The sequence below is a fragment of the Acinetobacter sp. GSS19 genome (assembly GCF_028621895.1).
In the GTDB taxonomy this organism is placed as follows: Bacteria; Pseudomonadota; Gammaproteobacteria; order Pseudomonadales; family Moraxellaceae; genus Acinetobacter.
Map to the genome: position 1 here is coordinate 1116721 of NZ_CP117520.1, position 18009 is coordinate 1134729.

Here is an 18009-nt window from a genome sequence, read left to right on the forward strand (position 1 = left end):
ATTCTAATGTAGTATGAGTGCTTAATTTGCGAGCCAAGTATACAGTAAGATTGCCAGTAATAGCAGTGTGATAGAGGCGAAAATCAGGTTGATCCAGCGCTGTTTTTGCTGCATACGGCGTAAACGGTTTTTATATTGTTTAACCTCAACTTGCAGACTGTTGATTTGCGAACGTTGCTGATCAATTTTTTCTAATAAAGGCAGGATACGTTTTTTGGATGCCACAATATTTTGTTCGTCGGCCGGTTGTTTGAGCCACTCTCTCCAATCGGACAACAATTTAGGCAAACTGAAATGTAAGACTAAATCATAAAACTCATCTTTTAATATGCTATCACCTTGAATCCGCATATGTTTTACACTGCGACGGTTGGCAAAAACGAAAATTCGAATCAGGTCAAGCAGGGTGGTATTTACTTCTAGATCAATTTTTTCTGGTGGAGTTAAATCGAATAGAATACCTTTTGGCGTAAATTGCACATAAAAATCAAAATAGGGAATATAGCTGTTAATTTTGACTGAAACTTTTTGTTCTACCCATTTTTTTGTTTGTAGACGAACCACTCGATCGTATTTCAATACAAACGAGAATACAGTTTCTAAAGCAATGATCAGCATATTGAGCAAAATATGCTGTTGATCTTTGCTTTGGTTCGCTTCACTCATCTAGATTTATCCTGCATTTATACATAAAGATTTTATAGTCTTTATTCATCGTTTTACGGCACCAAAACGTGGCCTGTAAATAAATTAAACAGCTTTGTAGACCACTTTAGCAAAAGGTTCAAGCTTTAATCTTGATATTATAAAGATATTTTTGTTGTTTACTGTTGCCGCTAGCCGATAAAACCAACAGTAAACAATATAATGGTACGAGTGAAGTGCACGTTTTGAAGAAAAATCGCCCATTTAATGCTTTGCTATCTCTATAATTCAACGAAACGGCAACTTTTTCCAAAGAGAAACAGCTGTGTCTAAATTGTCGGTTGGGCTAGTCTGTGATGAATTGGACGTTTACTTTGGGATAGCTAAAACCTCACTTGTGCCTTATGAATTCATGAAAAATCAATTAAATTTTCAATAAAGTAATAGTGGGCTTTTGCAAGTGTTAAAATAGTGCAAATTTTATCCATAATTGCCTCATCATGGACATGCTGCACCAGATTGTGCAGCGATAAAAATAATTTAATACTTTCACTATTTTTCAATGATTTTTTGAGATTTATTTTTCTGAAAAGCTTTAGGCAAGTATTGCGTTTCCCCCTAAAGCATTGCTATAAAGGCATCATAGTAGTTTCAATGACAGTTTTGGATCTTAAATAAACGATATTAAGAGGATACGAGTTTCATGAATAAATCAGAATTAATCGATGCAATTGCAGAGAAAGGGGGATTGTCTAAGACTGATGCAGGTAAAGCATTGGACGCGACAATTGCTTCAATTACTGACGCACTTAAATCTGGTGACACAGTAACTTTAGTTGGCTTTGGTACTTTCGGTGTGAAAGAGCGTGCTGCGCGCACAGGTCGTAACCCAAAAACTGGCGAAGAACTACAAATTAAAGCAAGCAAAGTCCCAAGCTTTAAAGCCGGTAAAGGTTTAAAAGATTCAGTTGCCTAATTGGGCTGAACTTATAAACGCGCCAACAGGCGCGTTTTTTTATTAAAAGCTCAAAATGCCGGGCTGAATGCGTTCATTCATGCGGGCTTTTCAGTTAAAATGCGCTCGAAGTAAAATATTGGAATACTTATGGAATCGTTTCGTAAAGTCATTAGGGGTTGGTTGGGCAAAGTTCTACTTATTTTGTTTTTAACCCCTTTAGCGCTTGTAGGTATTGAAGGATATTTCAGCGGGAAAAATAAGGCTGATGTCGCTCAGACGGTTAACGGACAAGACATCTCGAAAAAAGAATTAGAAGCGACGATTAAAAACTATAAACAGCAGTATTTACCTATGGTGAATGGTGACGAAACGCTATTGAACCAGCCGTTTATTGAAAAAGCGGCGTTGAACAGCCTGACAGCGCGTACTTTATTGATCCAGCAGGCAGAAAAATTGGGAATTTCCTTGAGTGATGCCCAAATTGAGCAAATGCTAGCTCAACAGCCAAGTTTCCAGGAAAATGGTAAATTCTCAAATGCTTTATATGAAAATTACCTGCGTTCTGTAGGCATGACCAGCCAAGCTTTAATCGCGAACTTGCGTGCTGACCATGCATTAAAAATGTTGACTAGCACGGTACTCGATTACGCTTTAGTGAGTCCAGTTGATGTTCAGCAGGTGGCAAATTTACAGACTGAACAGCGTACGCTGCATTTATCTAGCATCTCATTGAACGCTGATAAGCAAAATATTAAAGTTAGTGCGCAAGAAATCAGTGATTATTACAACAAACACAAAAACAGCTTGAAGCAGATCGCGAGTGTCGATGTTGACTATATCGTATTGTCACCTCCACAAATGTCCACGACTACAGCACCTGTGACAGAAACTGAATTACAACAAGCATATGCCAAGTTTGTCGAAACACAGGGTAAAAACGCTAAACGTGAAGTGAAACATATTTTAATCACTGCAGAGAGCCGTGGGGATGCCGAAGCACAAAAATTAGCTCAACAGGTTTTCGCAAAAATCAAAGCAGGTTTGCCATTTGCACAGGCCGCAGCACAATATTCTGAAGATCCTGACTCTAAGAGCAAAGGTGGTCTGATTGAAAGCTACGCGGTAGGCGTATTTGGTACTGCATTCGATCAGGCGGTGGCATCAGCTCAGGCTAATAACGTAACTGCACCAGTGAAAACTCAATATGGTTATCACTTGATCCAAAGCAAGACTTTGGGTACCACGGTTCCAAGTTTAGCGACAGAAAAAGCACGTTTGACTGCCGAAATTCAGAAAGCAAAAGCTGCGAATGCTTATGCAGATGCCGTAAATAGTCTGAATGAAATGGTGGTAGGCAGTGATTCCTTGGATCTAGTTGCACAAGAAGTGAAAGGTACCCGGGTTGAACGTGTGAAAGGTATGACCCTTTCGACTGTTCATCCTTATCTAAGTGATGCGAATGTTAAAGCCAAGCTGTTTAATGATGAAGTCAAGAACGGTGATCGCAATGCCTCAAGCAGTATCCAATTGGCCAATGGCGATACCATCTGGGTTAAAGTTAGTCACTATACACCAAGTGGTGTGATGTCTTTAGCTCAAGCAACTCCTATCATTAAAGCAAAATTGACAGATCAAAAAGCCTTTAATGCAGCAAAAGCAAAATTGGCAGCCATGCTTAAAGATTTTAATAGCAAGCCAGCTGCTGAAGTGGTGGCGAAATATGGCGTGGCTTTTGAAAATGCAGGTACTTTTGTACGTTCACAAGGCTTAAAACGAGAAATTGAGCGAGCTGCTTTTAGCTTAACAGCGCCTAAACCGGGTTACTGGTCTGTTACAACAGCCGCTTTGCCAAATGAGTTAGTTGTGGTTGCAGTATCGAATGTTAACAAGAGTGCCGCAGCTACTTTGGCACCTGAACAGGCTCAGGAATTAAGAAAACTCTATCAGCAATTACGCGGACAGCAAGAGTTGGATGATTACACCCAATACCTGAAGTCTCATGCCAAAATTAAGTAACTGTATGAAATAAAAAAAGCGCTTCGGCGCTTTTTTTATGGCTTTAGAATTTTCTTTTTAATTGAACATTAAATTTTGGAACGAATTTGATTGGAACTAAGAGCTGATAACCCATAAATAGCCTAAGTATATTGTATCCATTAAAAACCCCAGGAAAGTAACTTTTCTGGGGTTTATATTCTAAATATTAAGCGTATTGGCGAATCATGGCACGCACATTCGTTTTCGCGTCAATCACCGTCATAAAGGTATAAGCACCGATAAATTTTCGGCTGATAAACATGAACTCCTTGGGTGGCACACTAAAGAAACGCGACGCCATAGATTTGCTGGCTTGTTGCATGACGCGTGTATGCAACTGGCTGTTTTTCCAGTCATAACGTTCATGTTCATCCATAAGACCCGCAGGCATTTCACGGTTATTTCGTGGGTCACTAAAGGCTTCGGTGGCGAGTAAAAAAACCTTGGCCATATCAGGTTTGATGCTTTGTGGAATTGAGTCAAAGAAATCATAACCAGTCATGGCATTGACCATCGCTTGTGGATCATGATGATAACCGGCTTTAATCAACTGGCGCGCCAGCTGCAGGAGGTGATCATCAAATTGACGGATTGCACCGAAATCAAGCAGGACAATTTTATCTTGTACATCCGCACCATTGCCCAGTCGAACCAGATAGTTACCAAAGTTCGGATCGGTTTGCATTTCACCCCATTCAAAGATTTCACGTACTGTGACTTCTAAGGAGGCTTCACCTAACAGGTTGCGGCGTTCCTGTGGAAGGGAGAGCATCGCAGGGCTATTGATTGGAACACCACGCTCGAAGGTCATGCACAAAATCCGATTGGTACAATACTCATCAATGATTTTTGGCACAATGTAACGGTGATCGTCTTTGAGTCGTTCTGCAAAACGGCGTGTGGTTGTGGCTTCGAGATGGTAGTTCACTTCCCGATGCATCATTTCACGCACTTCATCAAACCACTGATCAAACTCGCGTGTTTGTGGCACCATCCGTGTCAGCTTGAGCATATTTTTAAACAGATTCATATCCGAATCAATCGCATCGGCCACACCTGGATATTGTACTTTTAATACCAGTTCAAGTCCGTCCGACTTGCGTGTTGCACGATGGACTTGACCTAAGGATGCGGTACCAATCGGTTCGTGATCAATGATCAGATCATCAAGCTTGTGACCAAGTTGATCTTTAAGTTGTTCTTTAATCGCTGGCCAGGCGAGGGCAACCGTCTGGTTGTTTAAGGTATTCAGGGCTTGGGTAATTTCTTCTGGCAGGAAGTGTTCACCATACAGCGCCATCATTTGCCCGATTTTGACAATAGAACCTTTTAATTTGCCGATTTCTGAAACCAGATAATCCGCCTGTTCTTTCATGGCCTGTTTACGCTTTTTTTCTTTATCTGCTTCACTCGAAAAAATGGACGTTGCATTAGAAGCGGCCCAGCGCGTGCCCGCGAGAAGGGAAGCTTTTGCGATCGATAAGCGTCGATCCATGGAGGAAGTTTTTAACTGTTTAAGCTTATCGTTCTGATCTGACATGAAGATAAAGTCCTTTAAGCGAATCGAGCAGAGGATGAAACATAAAGAATTTTACATGTTCCTGGCTTATTTAAATAGTTGAGTTGGCTGAATGTGCGGGTGATTTTGCAAATTAATACAACAGTTTTGTTTCTGCTTCCGTTGAGTTCTAGCAAAATCAGAGGATCGGCTCGAATTTACATCCTAAATTGGATTTTGACAGGTTCACGCTGAGCTAGGCGGTTTTTATTCTCTGCAATAAATTGTTCAATCATGGACTGCACTTGTACATGTTGAAAGCCTAGAGCATAGCCTTTGACAATCACAATACTTGGGAGTGCGAAAAATACGTATTTGACATCCTCTAGGTCTGGATTTGGAAAGACTTCATAACGTATTAAAGTGTCTCGCAAAAACAGTTTTTCTTGCTGAACTTCCTCTGAGTGCTGATCATTCCAGTAACGCTCGCGCATGGCGAGAAGATTGTTATGTTTATAGCTCATAAATTTATATCTTGAGTGAACGTTTTCTATATGAGGTCAGGGCGAAAAATCTCAATCTTCTAGAGATTTGCTCTATTGATTAGATTGATTAAATAAGCATCACACGTTATAACTTTAAACAGAGTGAAATAACAATAACATCAAGGTAAAGCCATGAGTAAAAAAATCAAAGTCCAATTACATTTTGCCGCATGTGAAGCGTTTGGCGAGCTAAGTAATTTTGTTTATGACATCAAATTACACACTGTTCCACGTGTAGGTGAAATTTTATACGTAGAAATAGAAAATGAAGTATTGAATTGTGCGGTGAGGCAAGTGATGTATAACTTGTCCTTGAAAAAGAATAAGACCAAGCAAGACATCATGATTGACCTGATACCTTATGTAGAGCAATAAGGTTATCGACCATTTTAAACGCTAAAAATTAACCGGATATTCCAGATGTCGACTTTAGTCTAAAAAGGATAAAAATAAGATAATTTGTATTGCAAATAGATTAAAAAATAATCAATATTTAAATGTGTTTTCAAGTGGTCTTGTTGTAGTTTTGTCTTTACCCATGCCTAGCATGGGTTTTTTTATGTTCATAATTAAAGCAGATTCAGCACAACCTAATTCTAGGTAAATGGCATGCTCAAATCTAATGAATTAAAGTTCGGTTGTTTCTCTAAAGGGTTTTTCTTGCTTACAATAAGCTCTTACTCGACAAAAGCTGCTATGTGCGGGAAAAACAAGGTAGAATAGAGCGTTTTTTGCAATGATACCTTTGGAGAGCGCTGAGTGGAGCGACCGACTATTAGCCCTGAAAGCTTACAAGAAGCCGCGGAGCATCTAAGTACAATTCGTGATTTTATTCGTTTTGGTGTATCGGCATTACGCCAATATGATGCACATTTAGGGCAAGGGACTGAGGATTATTTTGCAGAAAGCTCTGCTCTCGTGTTGCAAACACTGGCTTTGGAATGGAATGCCGATGCTGAAATTCTTGATGCAAAACTATTGCCGAGTGAAAAAGCAGAATTTTTAGATTTATTGCAGCGCCGGATCAATGAGCGTATTCCAACTTCATACTTATTAAATCTGGCTTATTTCTGTAACAAGCCATTCTACGTGGATGAGCGTGTTTTAATTCCACGTTCTCCAATTGCCGAATTGATCGATCAGCGTTTTGCGCCGTATTGTCTGGATGAAAATGGTGAAATGCGCGAGGCTTTAAATGCCTTGCCAGAAAATCCAAATCCACAAATGCCACGCCGTATTCTTGATATGTGTACCGGTTCGGGCTGTATCGCAGTAGCATTGGCCTATGCTTTTCCAGATGCTGAGGTCGATGCGACGGATATCTCGAAAGATGCACTGGAAGTGGCTGCACTGAATGTTGAACATCACAACATGCAATATCAGGTGGCTTTGTTGGAGTCAGATTTGTTTGCGAAGATCCCGGCTGAAAACCAGTATGACCTGATTGTCTCTAATCCACCTTATGTGGATGCAGAAGATATGGCTGATTTGCCAGAAGAGTTCTTGCATGAACCTGAGTTGGCCCTTGCTGCGGGTCAGGATGGTTTGGATTTAGTGCGTAAAATGTTGGCGCAGGCCGCAGATTACTTAACCGAAGATGGTCTGATTGTGATTGAAGTCGGCAACAGTGAATGGGCGATGAAGCAAAACTTCAATACTGTTGATTTCCACTGGTTAAAATTCCAGAAAGGCGGTTCAGGCATCTTTGCTTTGACAGCCGAGCAATGCCGTCGTTATCAACAACTATTTCAAGAATCTGTTCAATCATAAGGAGTCGTGAACATGGCAGGTAATAGTATTGGACAACTCTTCCGTGTGACGACTTGTGGTGAATCTCACGGCGCTGGTTTGATGGCGATTGTTGATGGTGTTCCACCGGGAATTGAACTGTGCGAAGAAGACTTGCAAAAAGATCTGGATCGCCGTAAACCTGGAACTTCAAAATTTGCCACACAACGCAAAGAACCCGATCAGGTCGAAATTATTTCAGGTGTTTTTGAAGGAAAAACAACGGGAACCCCGATTGGTCTGTTGATCCGTAATACCGACCAAAAATCGAAAGATTATGGCAATATTGCGCAGACTTTCCGACCAGGACATGCCGACTACACCTATACACAAAAATACGGTTTCCGTGATTACCGTGGTGGTGGTCGTTCAAGCGCTCGTGAAACAGCGATGCGTGTCGCTGCGGGAGCGATTGCCAAGAAATATTTGGCTGAGAAATTTGGTATCGTCATTCGTGGCCATGTGACTCAGATCGGTACTGAAAAAGCAACACAATTGGATTGGGATCAGGTTACACAGAACCCATTTTTCTGTGGTGATGTCGATGCAGTTCCTCGTTTTGAAGCATTGGTGACTTCATTGCGTGAACAGGGGACCAGTTGTGGTGCCAAGCTGGAAATTCTCGCTGAAAATGTTCCGGTTGGTTGGGGTGAACCCGTTTTTGACCGTCTGGATGCGGATATTGCACATGCCATGATGGGTATTAATGCAGTCAAAGGCGTTGAAATTGGTGATGGTTTCGCAGTTGCAGAACAGTTTGGCCACGAAACACGTGACGAATTGACAACACATGGTTTCTTGGCAAACCATGCGGGTGGCATTTTAGGCGGGATTTCTTCTGGGCAGACCATTCGTGTGGCGATTGCCTTAAAGCCGACTGCTAGTATTACAACACCTGGAAAAACCATCAATATTGATCGTGAAGATACCGATGTGTTGACCAAAGGTCGCCATGATCCTTGTGTAGGTGTCCGTGCCACACCAATTGCTGAAGCGATGCTCGCGATTGTCCTGATGGATCATTTCATGCGACATCGTGCACAAAATGCCGATGTGGTCGTGCCATTTGCACCGATTGCACCGTAATTTTCAATGGACTAATTTTTTATAAAAATTGATCAGTTTTCTACCGATCAAGAAAAACGGGTAGCCTTAAGGTTGCCCGTTTTTATTTGATTTCATCACTCGAAAAAATAAGCAAAATTTCCTCATCTATTCGTTTAAATTGGATGAATGACTTAATATGTGTCGGTTGACTCGTGACTAATGAGTTCGATTAGTTCGCTGGCAACACATTCGGTCAATTGATTCAGTTTTTCAGTCGCTGTGCCAGAAAGTAGATAGTGAAAATGATATTGCATTTGCTGATGCTGAATACAGACAAAGAAGGTTCCGACGGGTTTGTTTTCGCAGGCACTTCCACCCGGTTTAAGCAGCCCGGTACAGGCAATCACATAATCTGCATGCTGAAACAGCATTTGACCTTGGCTTGCTAGGGCAGCCGTGACTTCAGGTGATTCCGCTGTGTATTGTGCAATTAAAGCAGGATCAATTTTGAGAATTTCCACTTTAATACTGGGGTCATAAGAGACCATGCTTCCCAAAAGGATTTTCGCACCACTATTTTTATAAATTGAAAACTGACTACACAAATAGCCGGAACTAGCACTTTCTACGAAGGCGATTTTAAGCTTTTTTTGTTCGAGTAGATCACAACATTGCTTCAGCATAAATTTCCCAAACAAACAAACCTGACTCATCAAAATACGCGATCTAAGATGCACTGAATAGCTGAAACGTAAAAAATGTGCAGGTGTTTATGGATTCGACAATATGCCATGATTCTGTCATAAACGTCGCGCATACTGCTTAGCATAATAACAAACAATCATTCAGCGCAGTTTTCACTGGCTGTACTTACGGTCTGCCCGTTTCTCATCACATGCGTCCGAGAAGCGGGCTATATTTTTATGGCTGATTATAAAATTTAAGAAGAATTTGAAGATGAAAACAGCCAGTTCTTTTAAACTGGCCGCTTTATGTTCATTTAAGACTGATAACGCATTTCAGGTGCTAGATTATGAAATAGCGTTTTCAGATTCATAATCAACTTATCAATTTGTAATGGGGTCAGCCCAGAAAATGAATCCTCCAATAATGCAGAGGTTAGTTCTGTAGCTTTTTGAACCGTTTTCTGGCCTTTTTCAGTTAAGTACACCCGGGTAATTCGTGCATCATTTTTGCAAGGGTAGGTTTCAATCAAGCCATCTGATTTCAACCGTTGCAAAATTTTAACTGTTGTCGACATTTTTGAAATCATGCGTTCAGAAAGTTCAGAAATACTGGCATGTGGATGCGTATAGATCGCATGAAGAAATTTGCCTTCCGAATAATTTAAGCCTAACTTTTTGAGCACTTTTTCAAGTTGATGAACATATTGTGCATAGACTTGAGTAACCCAAAAATAAGGGAAAGTTTCTGTGTTTTTGGAGTCTTGATAGCTTGGCAAAAATTTTTCGTATTTTTTATTCATAAGCATCACCCAAATTTATATGAGTTATTGTTTGGTGTTTTTATTATAAGGTAAAATTGTGATCTATTTTGTTTTTTGCTTAATAAATAGAGGTAAATATGTAAAAAAAATCAACATATAATTGAAAAATTTATTTTTTAAAGTGAATTTTCACTCTTTTTTGATAGTATTTATATGTTGGAAATCTATTTTTTAAAGAGATTTTTGATTTTTATTTTGGTGCTTGTTGAAAATTATTTTTATGATTTATAAGGTTTTTTTATTTTTATCTAAAAATAAAATTTATTTCTTTAAATTTTAATTTAAATTAAAAGTTTAAAAAATAATATAATGTATTGGTGATTTTAAATGTCTTTAAATTAATGTTTAATTCATGAGTAATATAAAGAAAAAATATCAATATTAATTGATTGATATATATTTTGATACATTTTACAGGAGTAAAACCTTATTTTTTGTGTGGGATTTATTGATTAAGCGAAGTTGATGTGTGTATATTAATTAAACAACAAGAAGAGCGAAAAGCTCCCTCCACACTGCAGTAAGGTGCAGCTAATACCCATCCCCCCGAATGGGTATTTTTTTATCTATATTTTGCAGTGTTGAGTAATCTTTCGAATAGCTGTTTAGCCTGAGCTGTAGTTAAAACATTTATAAATGATACTTTTTGCGATAACGCCATAAAGTGGTTCGGCTGATGCCTAATTCATCGGCAGCCTGTTGTTGATCATTGTGATATTTTGCTAAGACTAAGCGCAGCTTTTCTGCGGTAATCACGGGTGTATTTGTTACATTCGAATTCTGAAGAGGGACATTTTCCATAATTTCCTGAGGTAAATCCTCAAGATCAATCTGTTCTTTATCATGTGCCATAATCAGGGCATACAGCAGGGTGTTTCTGAGTTCTCGTACATTTCCCGGCCAGTCATAAGCCATCAGGCTTTGCATGGCGGCTTTAGAAATCCTGATCGGATTTGTACGTTCCGCAGTGGTATTTTCTGAAAGGATAAATTGAGTGAGTAAAGGAAGATCTTCTTTGCGTTCCCTTAACGGTGGGATAAAAATAGGAATCACACGTAAACGATATAATAGGTCTTGGCGGAAGCGTCCCTGACGCGCTTCTTCACGTAGGGCACGGTGGGTGGCAGCAATAATTCGCACATTGGCACGAATGGGTTTTTCCCCCCCTAAAGGCGTAAATTCTCCGGTTTCCAGCACCCTTAATAGCTTGGCTTGCAACTCAAGTGGAATTTCTGCAATTTCATCTAGAAAGAGTGTGCCTCCCGCAGCTTGCTCAAATACGCCTTTATGATCGCGAATAGCCCCTGTGAATGCACCTTTTACGTGGCCAAATAACTCACTTTCCAGAATATTTGCATTGAGCGCCGCACAGTTGATCGCGATAAAAACCTGATCCTTGCGCAGGCTAAAATCATGAATTGCTTTTGCCACCAGTTCTTTGCCACTACCGGATTCTCCACGTACGAGTACGGGAAACTCTGTAACCGCAACGCGTTGGATGATAGAAAACATCTGTTGCATTTTGGGTGAACTACTGTGGAAGCGTTGTGCAAATTGTTCACTCACTTGGACTGATGGCGTCGTATAGACTGTCTGTTTTGCTGGTGGGGTGTGGGGCAAAATCAGATACAGCCAGCCTTCTTGTTTTTCTTGAATAAGCTGCACTTGCTGCCGATAGTGTAATAACTGCATAACATGCTGTTGTTTATCCTGTAGTTGAATGACAGGAGATAAGGGCGATTCAGATTTGAGCTGATCAAGCAGATTTTGCATGTCTATTGTTGGGGAATCAGTCCCTTGTGTTAGCCAAATGACCTGATGCGTGAGATCACAAAGCAACAGGATGCTTTGGGGAAATAATTGCAGACTTTGTGCAGAGCGTTCTTTGAGTTGTGCTAATGATGTTAGAAGGAGTTTTGTCATATAAAATGTGATTAATGTTTCAACTATTGTTTCATGGTATATCGGTGAAACATTAATTGAAACAAAAATCATGGTGCTACTTTCAAATATATCTTTTCAAAATTTATAAGATATTGAAATATAAAAATAAATTATATTATTGAAAATATGGCACATCCTTTGCATTATAAGAGTAGGTTTTCAAATTAAATGGATTCAAGACAATGTTATTTAAGCAATTTTTTGAAAAGGAAAGTTCAACATATACCTATTTACTGGCATGTGAACAGACGAAAGAAGCTGTACTGATTGATCCGGTTACTTCGGAAGTCGAGCATTATTTGGCTGAGCTGGAACAGCATGGATTAAAGCTGCTCTATACCTTGGATACCCATGTACATGCTGACCACGTGACGGCTGCGAATGCGTTAAGAGAGATTTGTGGTTCACGTTCAATCCTGCATCGTAACAGTGGCGTTGAGTGTGGGGATATCTATATTACGGATCGCAGTGCAGTACGGGTGGGCACGTTCCTGATTGAAGCACGTTATACCCCAGGCCATACCAATGCCTGTACCAGTTATGTGGTCGATAACATGGTGTTTACTGGAGATGCATTGTTAATTGATGGTTGTGGCCGTACCGATTTCCAGGAAGGCAATGCGAACACCCTATATGACAGTATTCATCAACAGCTGTTTACTTTGCCTGACGAAACGATCGTTTATCCAGGACATGATTATAAAGGGCGTTTATCGTCTACGATTGGCCATGAGCGTCAATACAATTCACGTTTGGGACAGCATCGCAGCCGTGAAGAATTCATTGAAATTATGAATAACCTGAATCTACCGTATCCAGCCAAGATTGATATTGCCTTACCTGCAAATAAAGCGTGTGGCGCAAGCAAGTAAGCGATTAGGAGTAAATCGATGAAATTGAAACAGATCAACGCTGAGTTTTGGGTCGCAGACCAAATTAGCATTCAAGATGTTGCTGAGCTTGCAGAAAAAGGGATTAAAACCATTTTCTGTAACCGCCCAGATGGTGAAGGTAGTGATCAGCCAAACTTTATCGAAATTCAGAAAATGGCTGAGCAATATGGTATCGCGATTCAATATCAGCCTGTGCTGAGCGGAAAAATTACCGATACACAGGCACAAGAATTTGCTGCAAATTATCGTGCTGCAGAGAAACCTGTATTGGCCTATTGCCGTTCGGGAACACGCTCGATTTCATTGTGGGCTTTATCTGAGGTACAGCCACAATCTTATGAGGAGATGTTGGCTCGCAGTAGTGCAGCAGGTTATGACTTACGTGCCATTGTACCGCGTTTGATGAAAAAGAATTTTCCAAGTCAAGAAATTGCCTGTTATTCGGTGGTGATTGTTGGGGCGGGGGCCGCGGGGATTTCGGTTGCGGCTAGTCTGCTTAGCCGCCAACCGAATCTGGATATTGCCATTATTGATCCGGCTGATGTGCACTATTATCAGCCAGGCTGGACCATGGTGGGTGGAGGGATCTTTTCTCCTCAGACAACCGCACGACCAATGCAGAGTGTGTTGCCGAAACAGGTGAAGTGGATTCAGGCTGCAGTCGCTGCGTTTGATCCTGAACAACGCCAAGTGATTCTGGAAGGTTGCATGCCGCTTAGTTACCGTACCTTGGTGGTGTGTCCAGGATTAAAACTGAACTGGCATGGTATTGATGGTCTGGTCGAAACGCTGGGTCAAAATGGAGTCACTTCAAATTATCGTTATGATCTGGCACCTTATACTTGGCAGTTAGTACAAAACCTGAAAAAGGGTAAAGCGATCTTTACCCAACCGCCGATGCCGATCAAATGTGCCGGTGCACCACAAAAGGCAATGTATCTGTCTGCGGATTACTGGTTAAAACAAGGGGTTTTGAAAGACATTTCCATCGATTTCTATAATACGGGTGCCGTGCTGTTTGGAGTGAAAGAGTATGTCCCGGCATTAATGGAATATGTAAAACGTTATCAGGCCAATCTGCATTTTAATCATCAACTGGTGAAAGTGGATGGTCCGAATAAAAAAGCCTGGTTTAAAGTGACGGATGGTGATCAGATTTCTACTGTTGAAACTGATTTTGATTTCTTGCATGTGGTTCCACCACAGCAGGCACCTGATTTTATTCGTGCCAGTACCTTAACCGATGAAGCAGGCTGGGTCAGTGTGAATCCTGCAACTTTACAGCACACCCGTTATCCAGACATTTTTGCGTTGGGGGATGTCAGCAATACCCCGAATGCGAAAACAGCTGCTGCTGCGCGTGCACAGGCTCCGATTGTGGCTGAGAATGTTTTGGCCCAGCTTCAGGGCGGTCAGAAATTCTTTGAATATAACGGTTATGGTTCATGTCCACTTACGGTTGAGCGTGGCAAGATCGTATTAGCTGAATTCGGTTATGGCGGTAAGTTGTTACCAAGTTTTCCAAAATGGTTCATCGATGGGACTCAGCCATCACGCATGGCTTGGCTGCTGAAAGAGCAGATCCTGCCACCAATTTACTGGCAAGGGATGCTTAAAGGCCGCGAGTGGATGGTCAAGCCCAAAAAACAGGTTGAAACTGTTTAATCTGCTGTTTTTGCAATACAATTTGGCGCTCTGTAGCCAATTCAATAAGACGGTGGCTTCTCTCAGGAGAGCCACCAGACTTAGGAATAATTTTCATGATGCTATTGGTGATTGAAGGCATTCTCATTGGTTTACTGCTAGGTTTGACCGGAGCAGGCGGCGGCATTCTGGCTGTACCTGCCTTGATGGTAAGCCAGGGCTGGACTGTTTCTCAGGCGGCACCAGTAGGTTTGCTGGCTGTAACGTTTTCAGCACTGATCGGAACCGTACAAGGCCTGATGAAGAGAATTGTACGTTATCGTGCAGCCATGTGGATTGCGCTGATTTCATCACCGATGGCTTATGTTGGGGTGCGTTTGGCCCAGCAGATTCCTGCAGTCTGGCTGGCTTTGGCATTCAGTGGTGTGATGTTTATTGTGGCTTACCGATTGTTCGCTCATGGCAGTTCGGAGTTTTCCAATCCACCGTGCAAGATCAACCCTGAAACCGGTAAGCTGATCTGGAATGTGAAAACAGCAGGTGTGCTGGGTATGATTGGTGTCATTGCCGGGCTACTGACTGGAATGCTCGGAGTGGGTGGTGGATTTGTGATTGTACCCGCCTTACGTAAAGCCACCAATTTGAGTATGCACAGTATCGTGGCGACTTCCCTGATGATCATTTTCCTGATCGGTGGCATGAGTATCGCGATTAACGTGCTCGAAGGGTTTGATTATCCTGTATCGGTTACACTGACCTTTGTCGCAGCTTGTGTGACCGGGATGTTAATCGGACGTGTGGCGATCAGTAAAATTCCTGCAGGTTTGGTACAAAAAATCTTTGCCTTTACGGTGATTGGTGTTGCGCTATATATGCTGATCAAAGCTGTACTGCAATTAATCGCATAACAGTTATGGATAAATATAGGTAAAATAAAAAAGTCTGCTATCGGGCAGACTTTTTTATTTTGAGCAGATGCTGTTTAACGCCCTAGAATTATATTTTCAGCAACTTTTGATTGAGTAAATATTGCTGGGCGCTGTGAGGACTCTGTCCTGCGATAGGCTGGGCTTCATGCCATTCTCCTGTTGCACTGAGTTCCCATGCACCTTGGTTATCATGCAGATAATTAATCAGGCCATCTTCAAAGATTTTTTTCTTGACTTTCTTGTTGAGGATTGGAAAACAGGTTTCTACCCGAGAAAACAGGTTACGTCCCATCCAGTCTGCACTGGCACAAAACAGTTTATCTTCACCGCCATGTTTAAAATAATAAACCCGGGTATGTTCTAAAAAACGTCCGACAATTGAACGCACATGAATATTTTCTGATAGACCTTTGACTTGCGGGATCAGGCAGCAAATCGAGCGGATGATCAGGTCAATTTTGACACCTGCATTGGACGCCTTATATAACGCTGTGATCAGTTGTGGTTCCGTTAAGGCATTGACCTTAATAATAATGTGAGCACTTTCACCAGCCTGTGCAAAAGTAATTTCCTGTTCAATTAGCTTAAGCAGTTCATTGTGCAGCGTAAATGGGGCATGGAACAGTTTATTGAGTTTTGCCATGCGCCCCATACCGGTCAGTTCCTGGAACATCTTATGCACATCTTCACAAATGTCGGCTTCTGTCGTCATCAGGCCATAATCCGTATACATTTTGGCATTACCGGCATGATAGTTTCCGGTGCCGAGATGGACATAACGCGCTAGGTGATGTTCTTCGCGACGCACGATCAGGATCATTTTGGCATGTGTCTTATAACCGACGATGCCATACACGACAACGGCACCCGCTTCCTGCAAGATGTTCGCGACGGTAATATTGGATTCTTCATCAAAACGTGCGCGTAACTCAATCACGGCAGTGACTTCTTTCCCGTTACGTGCCGCCTCTGCTAAGACCTGAACAATTTCCGAATCCGGTCCGCTACGATACAGCGTTTGTTTGATGGCCAAGACATTCGGATCTTTGGCTGCTTCTTTTAACAGGTTAATGACTGGGTTAAAAGAGTCAAAAGGATGATGCAGCAGGACATCTTCTTTTTTTAGCAATTCAAAAATCGATTTGGCCTTATAGATGGCTTTAGGAATCGTGGGAGTAAACTTTGTGTGCTTCAGCTCTGGATAGGGAAAATCAGTCGTCAAACGTGACAAATTAATCGGGCCATCAATCAGATAAAGCTGTTGTTCATCCAGATCGAATTGATCCAGTAAGTAAGCAACAATTTCCTTTGGACATTCCTGATTGACTTCCAGACGTACCGCACGTCCAAAACGCCGTGAAGACAATTCATCTTTCAAGGCAACAGCCAAATCATCAATATCTTCTGCAAGAGTCAAGTCAGCATTACGTGTCACCCGGAAAGCATAACATCCCGTTGCTTTCATGCCAGGGAACAGGTCATTGATATGCTCTTGAATGATCGCCGAAAGGAAAATATGTTCTTCGGCACCACCCGCAACGTCTGGGGGTAATTTGATCAATCGCGGTAATGAGCGTGGAGCAGGTACAATCGCCATACTGATTTCCCGACCGAAGGCATCTTTACCTTCCAGACTGACAATAAAGTTCAGGCTTTTGTTCACTAAGCGTGGAAAAGGATGAGAAGGGTCCAGGCTAATAGGCGTAACAACCGGTTGAACCTGTTTAGCGAAGTAAGCTGCGATCCAGTTTTTATGCTTAGCCAGAATATCTTTGTGTTGAATAAAATGAATGCCTAAACCCTGCAATTGCGGCAGAATGGCATAATTCAAAATATTGTACTGTTCCTGTACCGCTTGATGCACATTCTGTGAAAGTTCACTCAGTACGCATTCTGTCGGAAGACCATCTGGTGTTCGGGTAGCATTATTTAAATCAAATTGTTTCATTAAACCCGCAACGCGGATTTCAAAAAATTCATCCAGATTTCGTGAAAAAATCATCAAGAAATTGAGTCTTTCCAATAAAGGTAATTCTAGATTTTTGGCTTGCGCAAGGACACGACGGTTAAACTCGAATAATGAAAGTTCACGGTTAAAATAGGTCTTTGATGAGTGCTGAAAATCGTCCATATCGTGGAAATTCACTATACAAGAGGGGGAGAAAGATTTTTAATGTATAGCCATGCTAGGTTTTATATATGACAGTAATGTTACATTAAATTTTTAAATATATAAGAAAAATAAATATAAAATATAAACTTAGTTTTACTTTTAATTTAAATTTCGCAATCGTGACAGAATTATAAAATTTATATGACAGAAATGTGAAATATCCAGAGATTGTGTACTTTTACTACATGATAGAAAATGCTCTATTTTTGTGCGTTTAGAATGATTCCTCTTATATTTAACTTCACAACTGTTTTAATAGAAAAAATTAAGCAATTAAAGATAATTGAAGGTGAAGCCAGAGCGCTGACTGGCACATGGAAATTTTTGTATAAAAGGTTTAAATGTGATTTAAATCACATTTTGTTAAGATATTCACTAGTTAAGAATAGCTGAAATAAACG

The 18009-nt window shown here is 41.1% G+C and carries 15 protein-coding genes; 8 read left to right on the top strand and 7 right to left on the bottom strand.

The features are described 5' to 3' along the window. Positions 1-21: 21 nt before the first annotated feature. Positions 22-666 carry a hypothetical protein gene (locus tag PGW99_RS05415; protein ID WP_273779189.1) on the bottom strand — a complete coding sequence of 215 codons (645 nt, stop codon included), beginning with the start codon at positions 664-666 and terminating at the stop codon, positions 22-24. 682 nt (positions 667-1348) lie between these two features. Between PGW99_RS05415 and PGW99_RS05420 the strand changes: the two genes are divergently transcribed. Beyond that, positions 1349-1621 (top strand): HU family DNA-binding protein, encoded by a 273-nt coding sequence (locus tag PGW99_RS05420; protein WP_273779190.1) that lies wholly within the window; start codon positions 1349-1351, stop codon positions 1619-1621. 129 nt (positions 1622-1750) lie between these two features. Further along, positions 1751-3619 carry a peptidylprolyl isomerase gene (locus PGW99_RS05425; protein ID WP_273779191.1) on the top strand — a complete coding sequence of 623 codons (1869 nt, stop codon included), beginning with the start codon at positions 1751-1753 and terminating at the stop codon, positions 3617-3619. 187 nt (positions 3620-3806) lie between these two features. On the opposite strand, the gene PGW99_RS05430 is transcribed toward PGW99_RS05425, so the two are convergent. Together PGW99_RS05430 and PGW99_RS05435 are read right to left on the bottom strand one after the other, a co-directional pair. Beyond that, positions 3807-5180 carry an ABC1 kinase family protein gene (locus PGW99_RS05430; protein ID WP_273779192.1) on the bottom strand — a complete coding sequence of 458 codons (1374 nt, stop codon included), beginning with the start codon at positions 5178-5180 and terminating at the stop codon, positions 3807-3809. Positions 5181-5356: 176 nt separating this feature from the next. Beyond that, entirely contained in the window at positions 5357-5662 is a 306-nt protein-coding gene (locus PGW99_RS05435; RefSeq protein WP_273779193.1) for a hypothetical protein, read from the bottom strand. Between the two features lie 153 nt (positions 5663-5815). On the opposite strand from PGW99_RS05435, the gene PGW99_RS05440 reads away from it, so the two are divergent. The 3 genes from PGW99_RS05440 to aroC all read left to right on the top strand — a co-directional run bounded on the left by PGW99_RS05440 (position 5816) and on the right by aroC (position 8557). Next, complete coding sequence (locus PGW99_RS05440; protein WP_273779195.1) at positions 5816-6058, top strand: hypothetical protein; 243 nt, start codon at positions 5816-5818, stop codon at positions 6056-6058. A 384-nt stretch (positions 6059-6442) separates the two neighbouring features. Continuing rightward, the gene (gene prmB, locus PGW99_RS05445) at positions 6443-7453 is read left to right on the top strand and encodes a 50S ribosomal protein L3 N(5)-glutamine methyltransferase (protein ID WP_273779196.1); all 1011 of its coding nucleotides are present in this window, start codon (positions 6443-6445) and stop codon (positions 7451-7453) included. Positions 7454-7465: 12 nt separating this feature from the next. Beyond that, positions 7466-8557, top strand: coding sequence for a chorismate synthase (gene aroC / locus PGW99_RS05450; RefSeq protein WP_273779197.1), 1092 nt, complete (start codon positions 7466-7468; stop codon positions 8555-8557). Positions 8558-8709: 152 nt separating this feature from the next. On the opposite strand, the gene PGW99_RS05455 is transcribed toward aroC, so the two are convergent. The 3 genes from PGW99_RS05455 to PGW99_RS05465 form a co-directional block, all read right to left on the bottom strand. Next, a complete protein-coding gene (locus PGW99_RS05455) occupies positions 8710-9201 on the bottom strand; it encodes a CinA family protein (RefSeq protein ID WP_273779198.1) in 492 nt (163 codons plus the stop codon). Positions 9202-9518: 317 nt separating this feature from the next. Beyond that, complete coding sequence (locus tag PGW99_RS05460) at positions 9519-10004, bottom strand: MarR family winged helix-turn-helix transcriptional regulator (protein WP_273779199.1); 486 nt, start codon at positions 10002-10004, stop codon at positions 9519-9521. Positions 10005-10655: 651 nt separating this feature from the next. Continuing rightward, a complete protein-coding gene (locus PGW99_RS05465) occupies positions 10656-11948 on the bottom strand; it encodes a sigma-54 interaction domain-containing protein (protein WP_273779200.1) in 1293 nt (430 codons plus the stop codon). 203 nt (positions 11949-12151) lie between these two features. Between PGW99_RS05465 and PGW99_RS05470 the strand changes: the two genes are divergently transcribed. The 3 genes from PGW99_RS05470 to PGW99_RS05480 all read left to right on the top strand — a co-directional run bounded on the left by PGW99_RS05470 (position 12152) and on the right by PGW99_RS05480 (position 15414). Further along, positions 12152-12841, top strand: a complete 690-nt coding sequence (locus PGW99_RS05470; protein WP_273779201.1) for an MBL fold metallo-hydrolase — start codon at positions 12152-12154, stop codon at positions 12839-12841. A gap of 18 nt (positions 12842-12859) precedes the next feature. After that, entirely contained in the window at positions 12860-14527 is a 1668-nt protein-coding gene (locus PGW99_RS05475) for a bifunctional protein tyrosine phosphatase family protein/NAD(P)/FAD-dependent oxidoreductase (RefSeq protein WP_273779202.1), read from the top strand. A gap of 95 nt (positions 14528-14622) precedes the next feature. After that, complete coding sequence (locus tag PGW99_RS05480; RefSeq protein ID WP_273779203.1) at positions 14623-15414, top strand: sulfite exporter TauE/SafE family protein; 792 nt, start codon at positions 14623-14625, stop codon at positions 15412-15414. An 88-nt stretch (positions 15415-15502) separates the two neighbouring features. Here PGW99_RS05480 and ppk1 read toward each other — a convergent pair whose 3' ends face one another. Then, complete coding sequence (ppk1, locus tag PGW99_RS05485) at positions 15503-17566, bottom strand: polyphosphate kinase 1 (protein WP_273779204.1); 2064 nt, start codon at positions 17564-17566, stop codon at positions 15503-15505. Positions 17567-18009 lie beyond the last annotated feature (443 nt).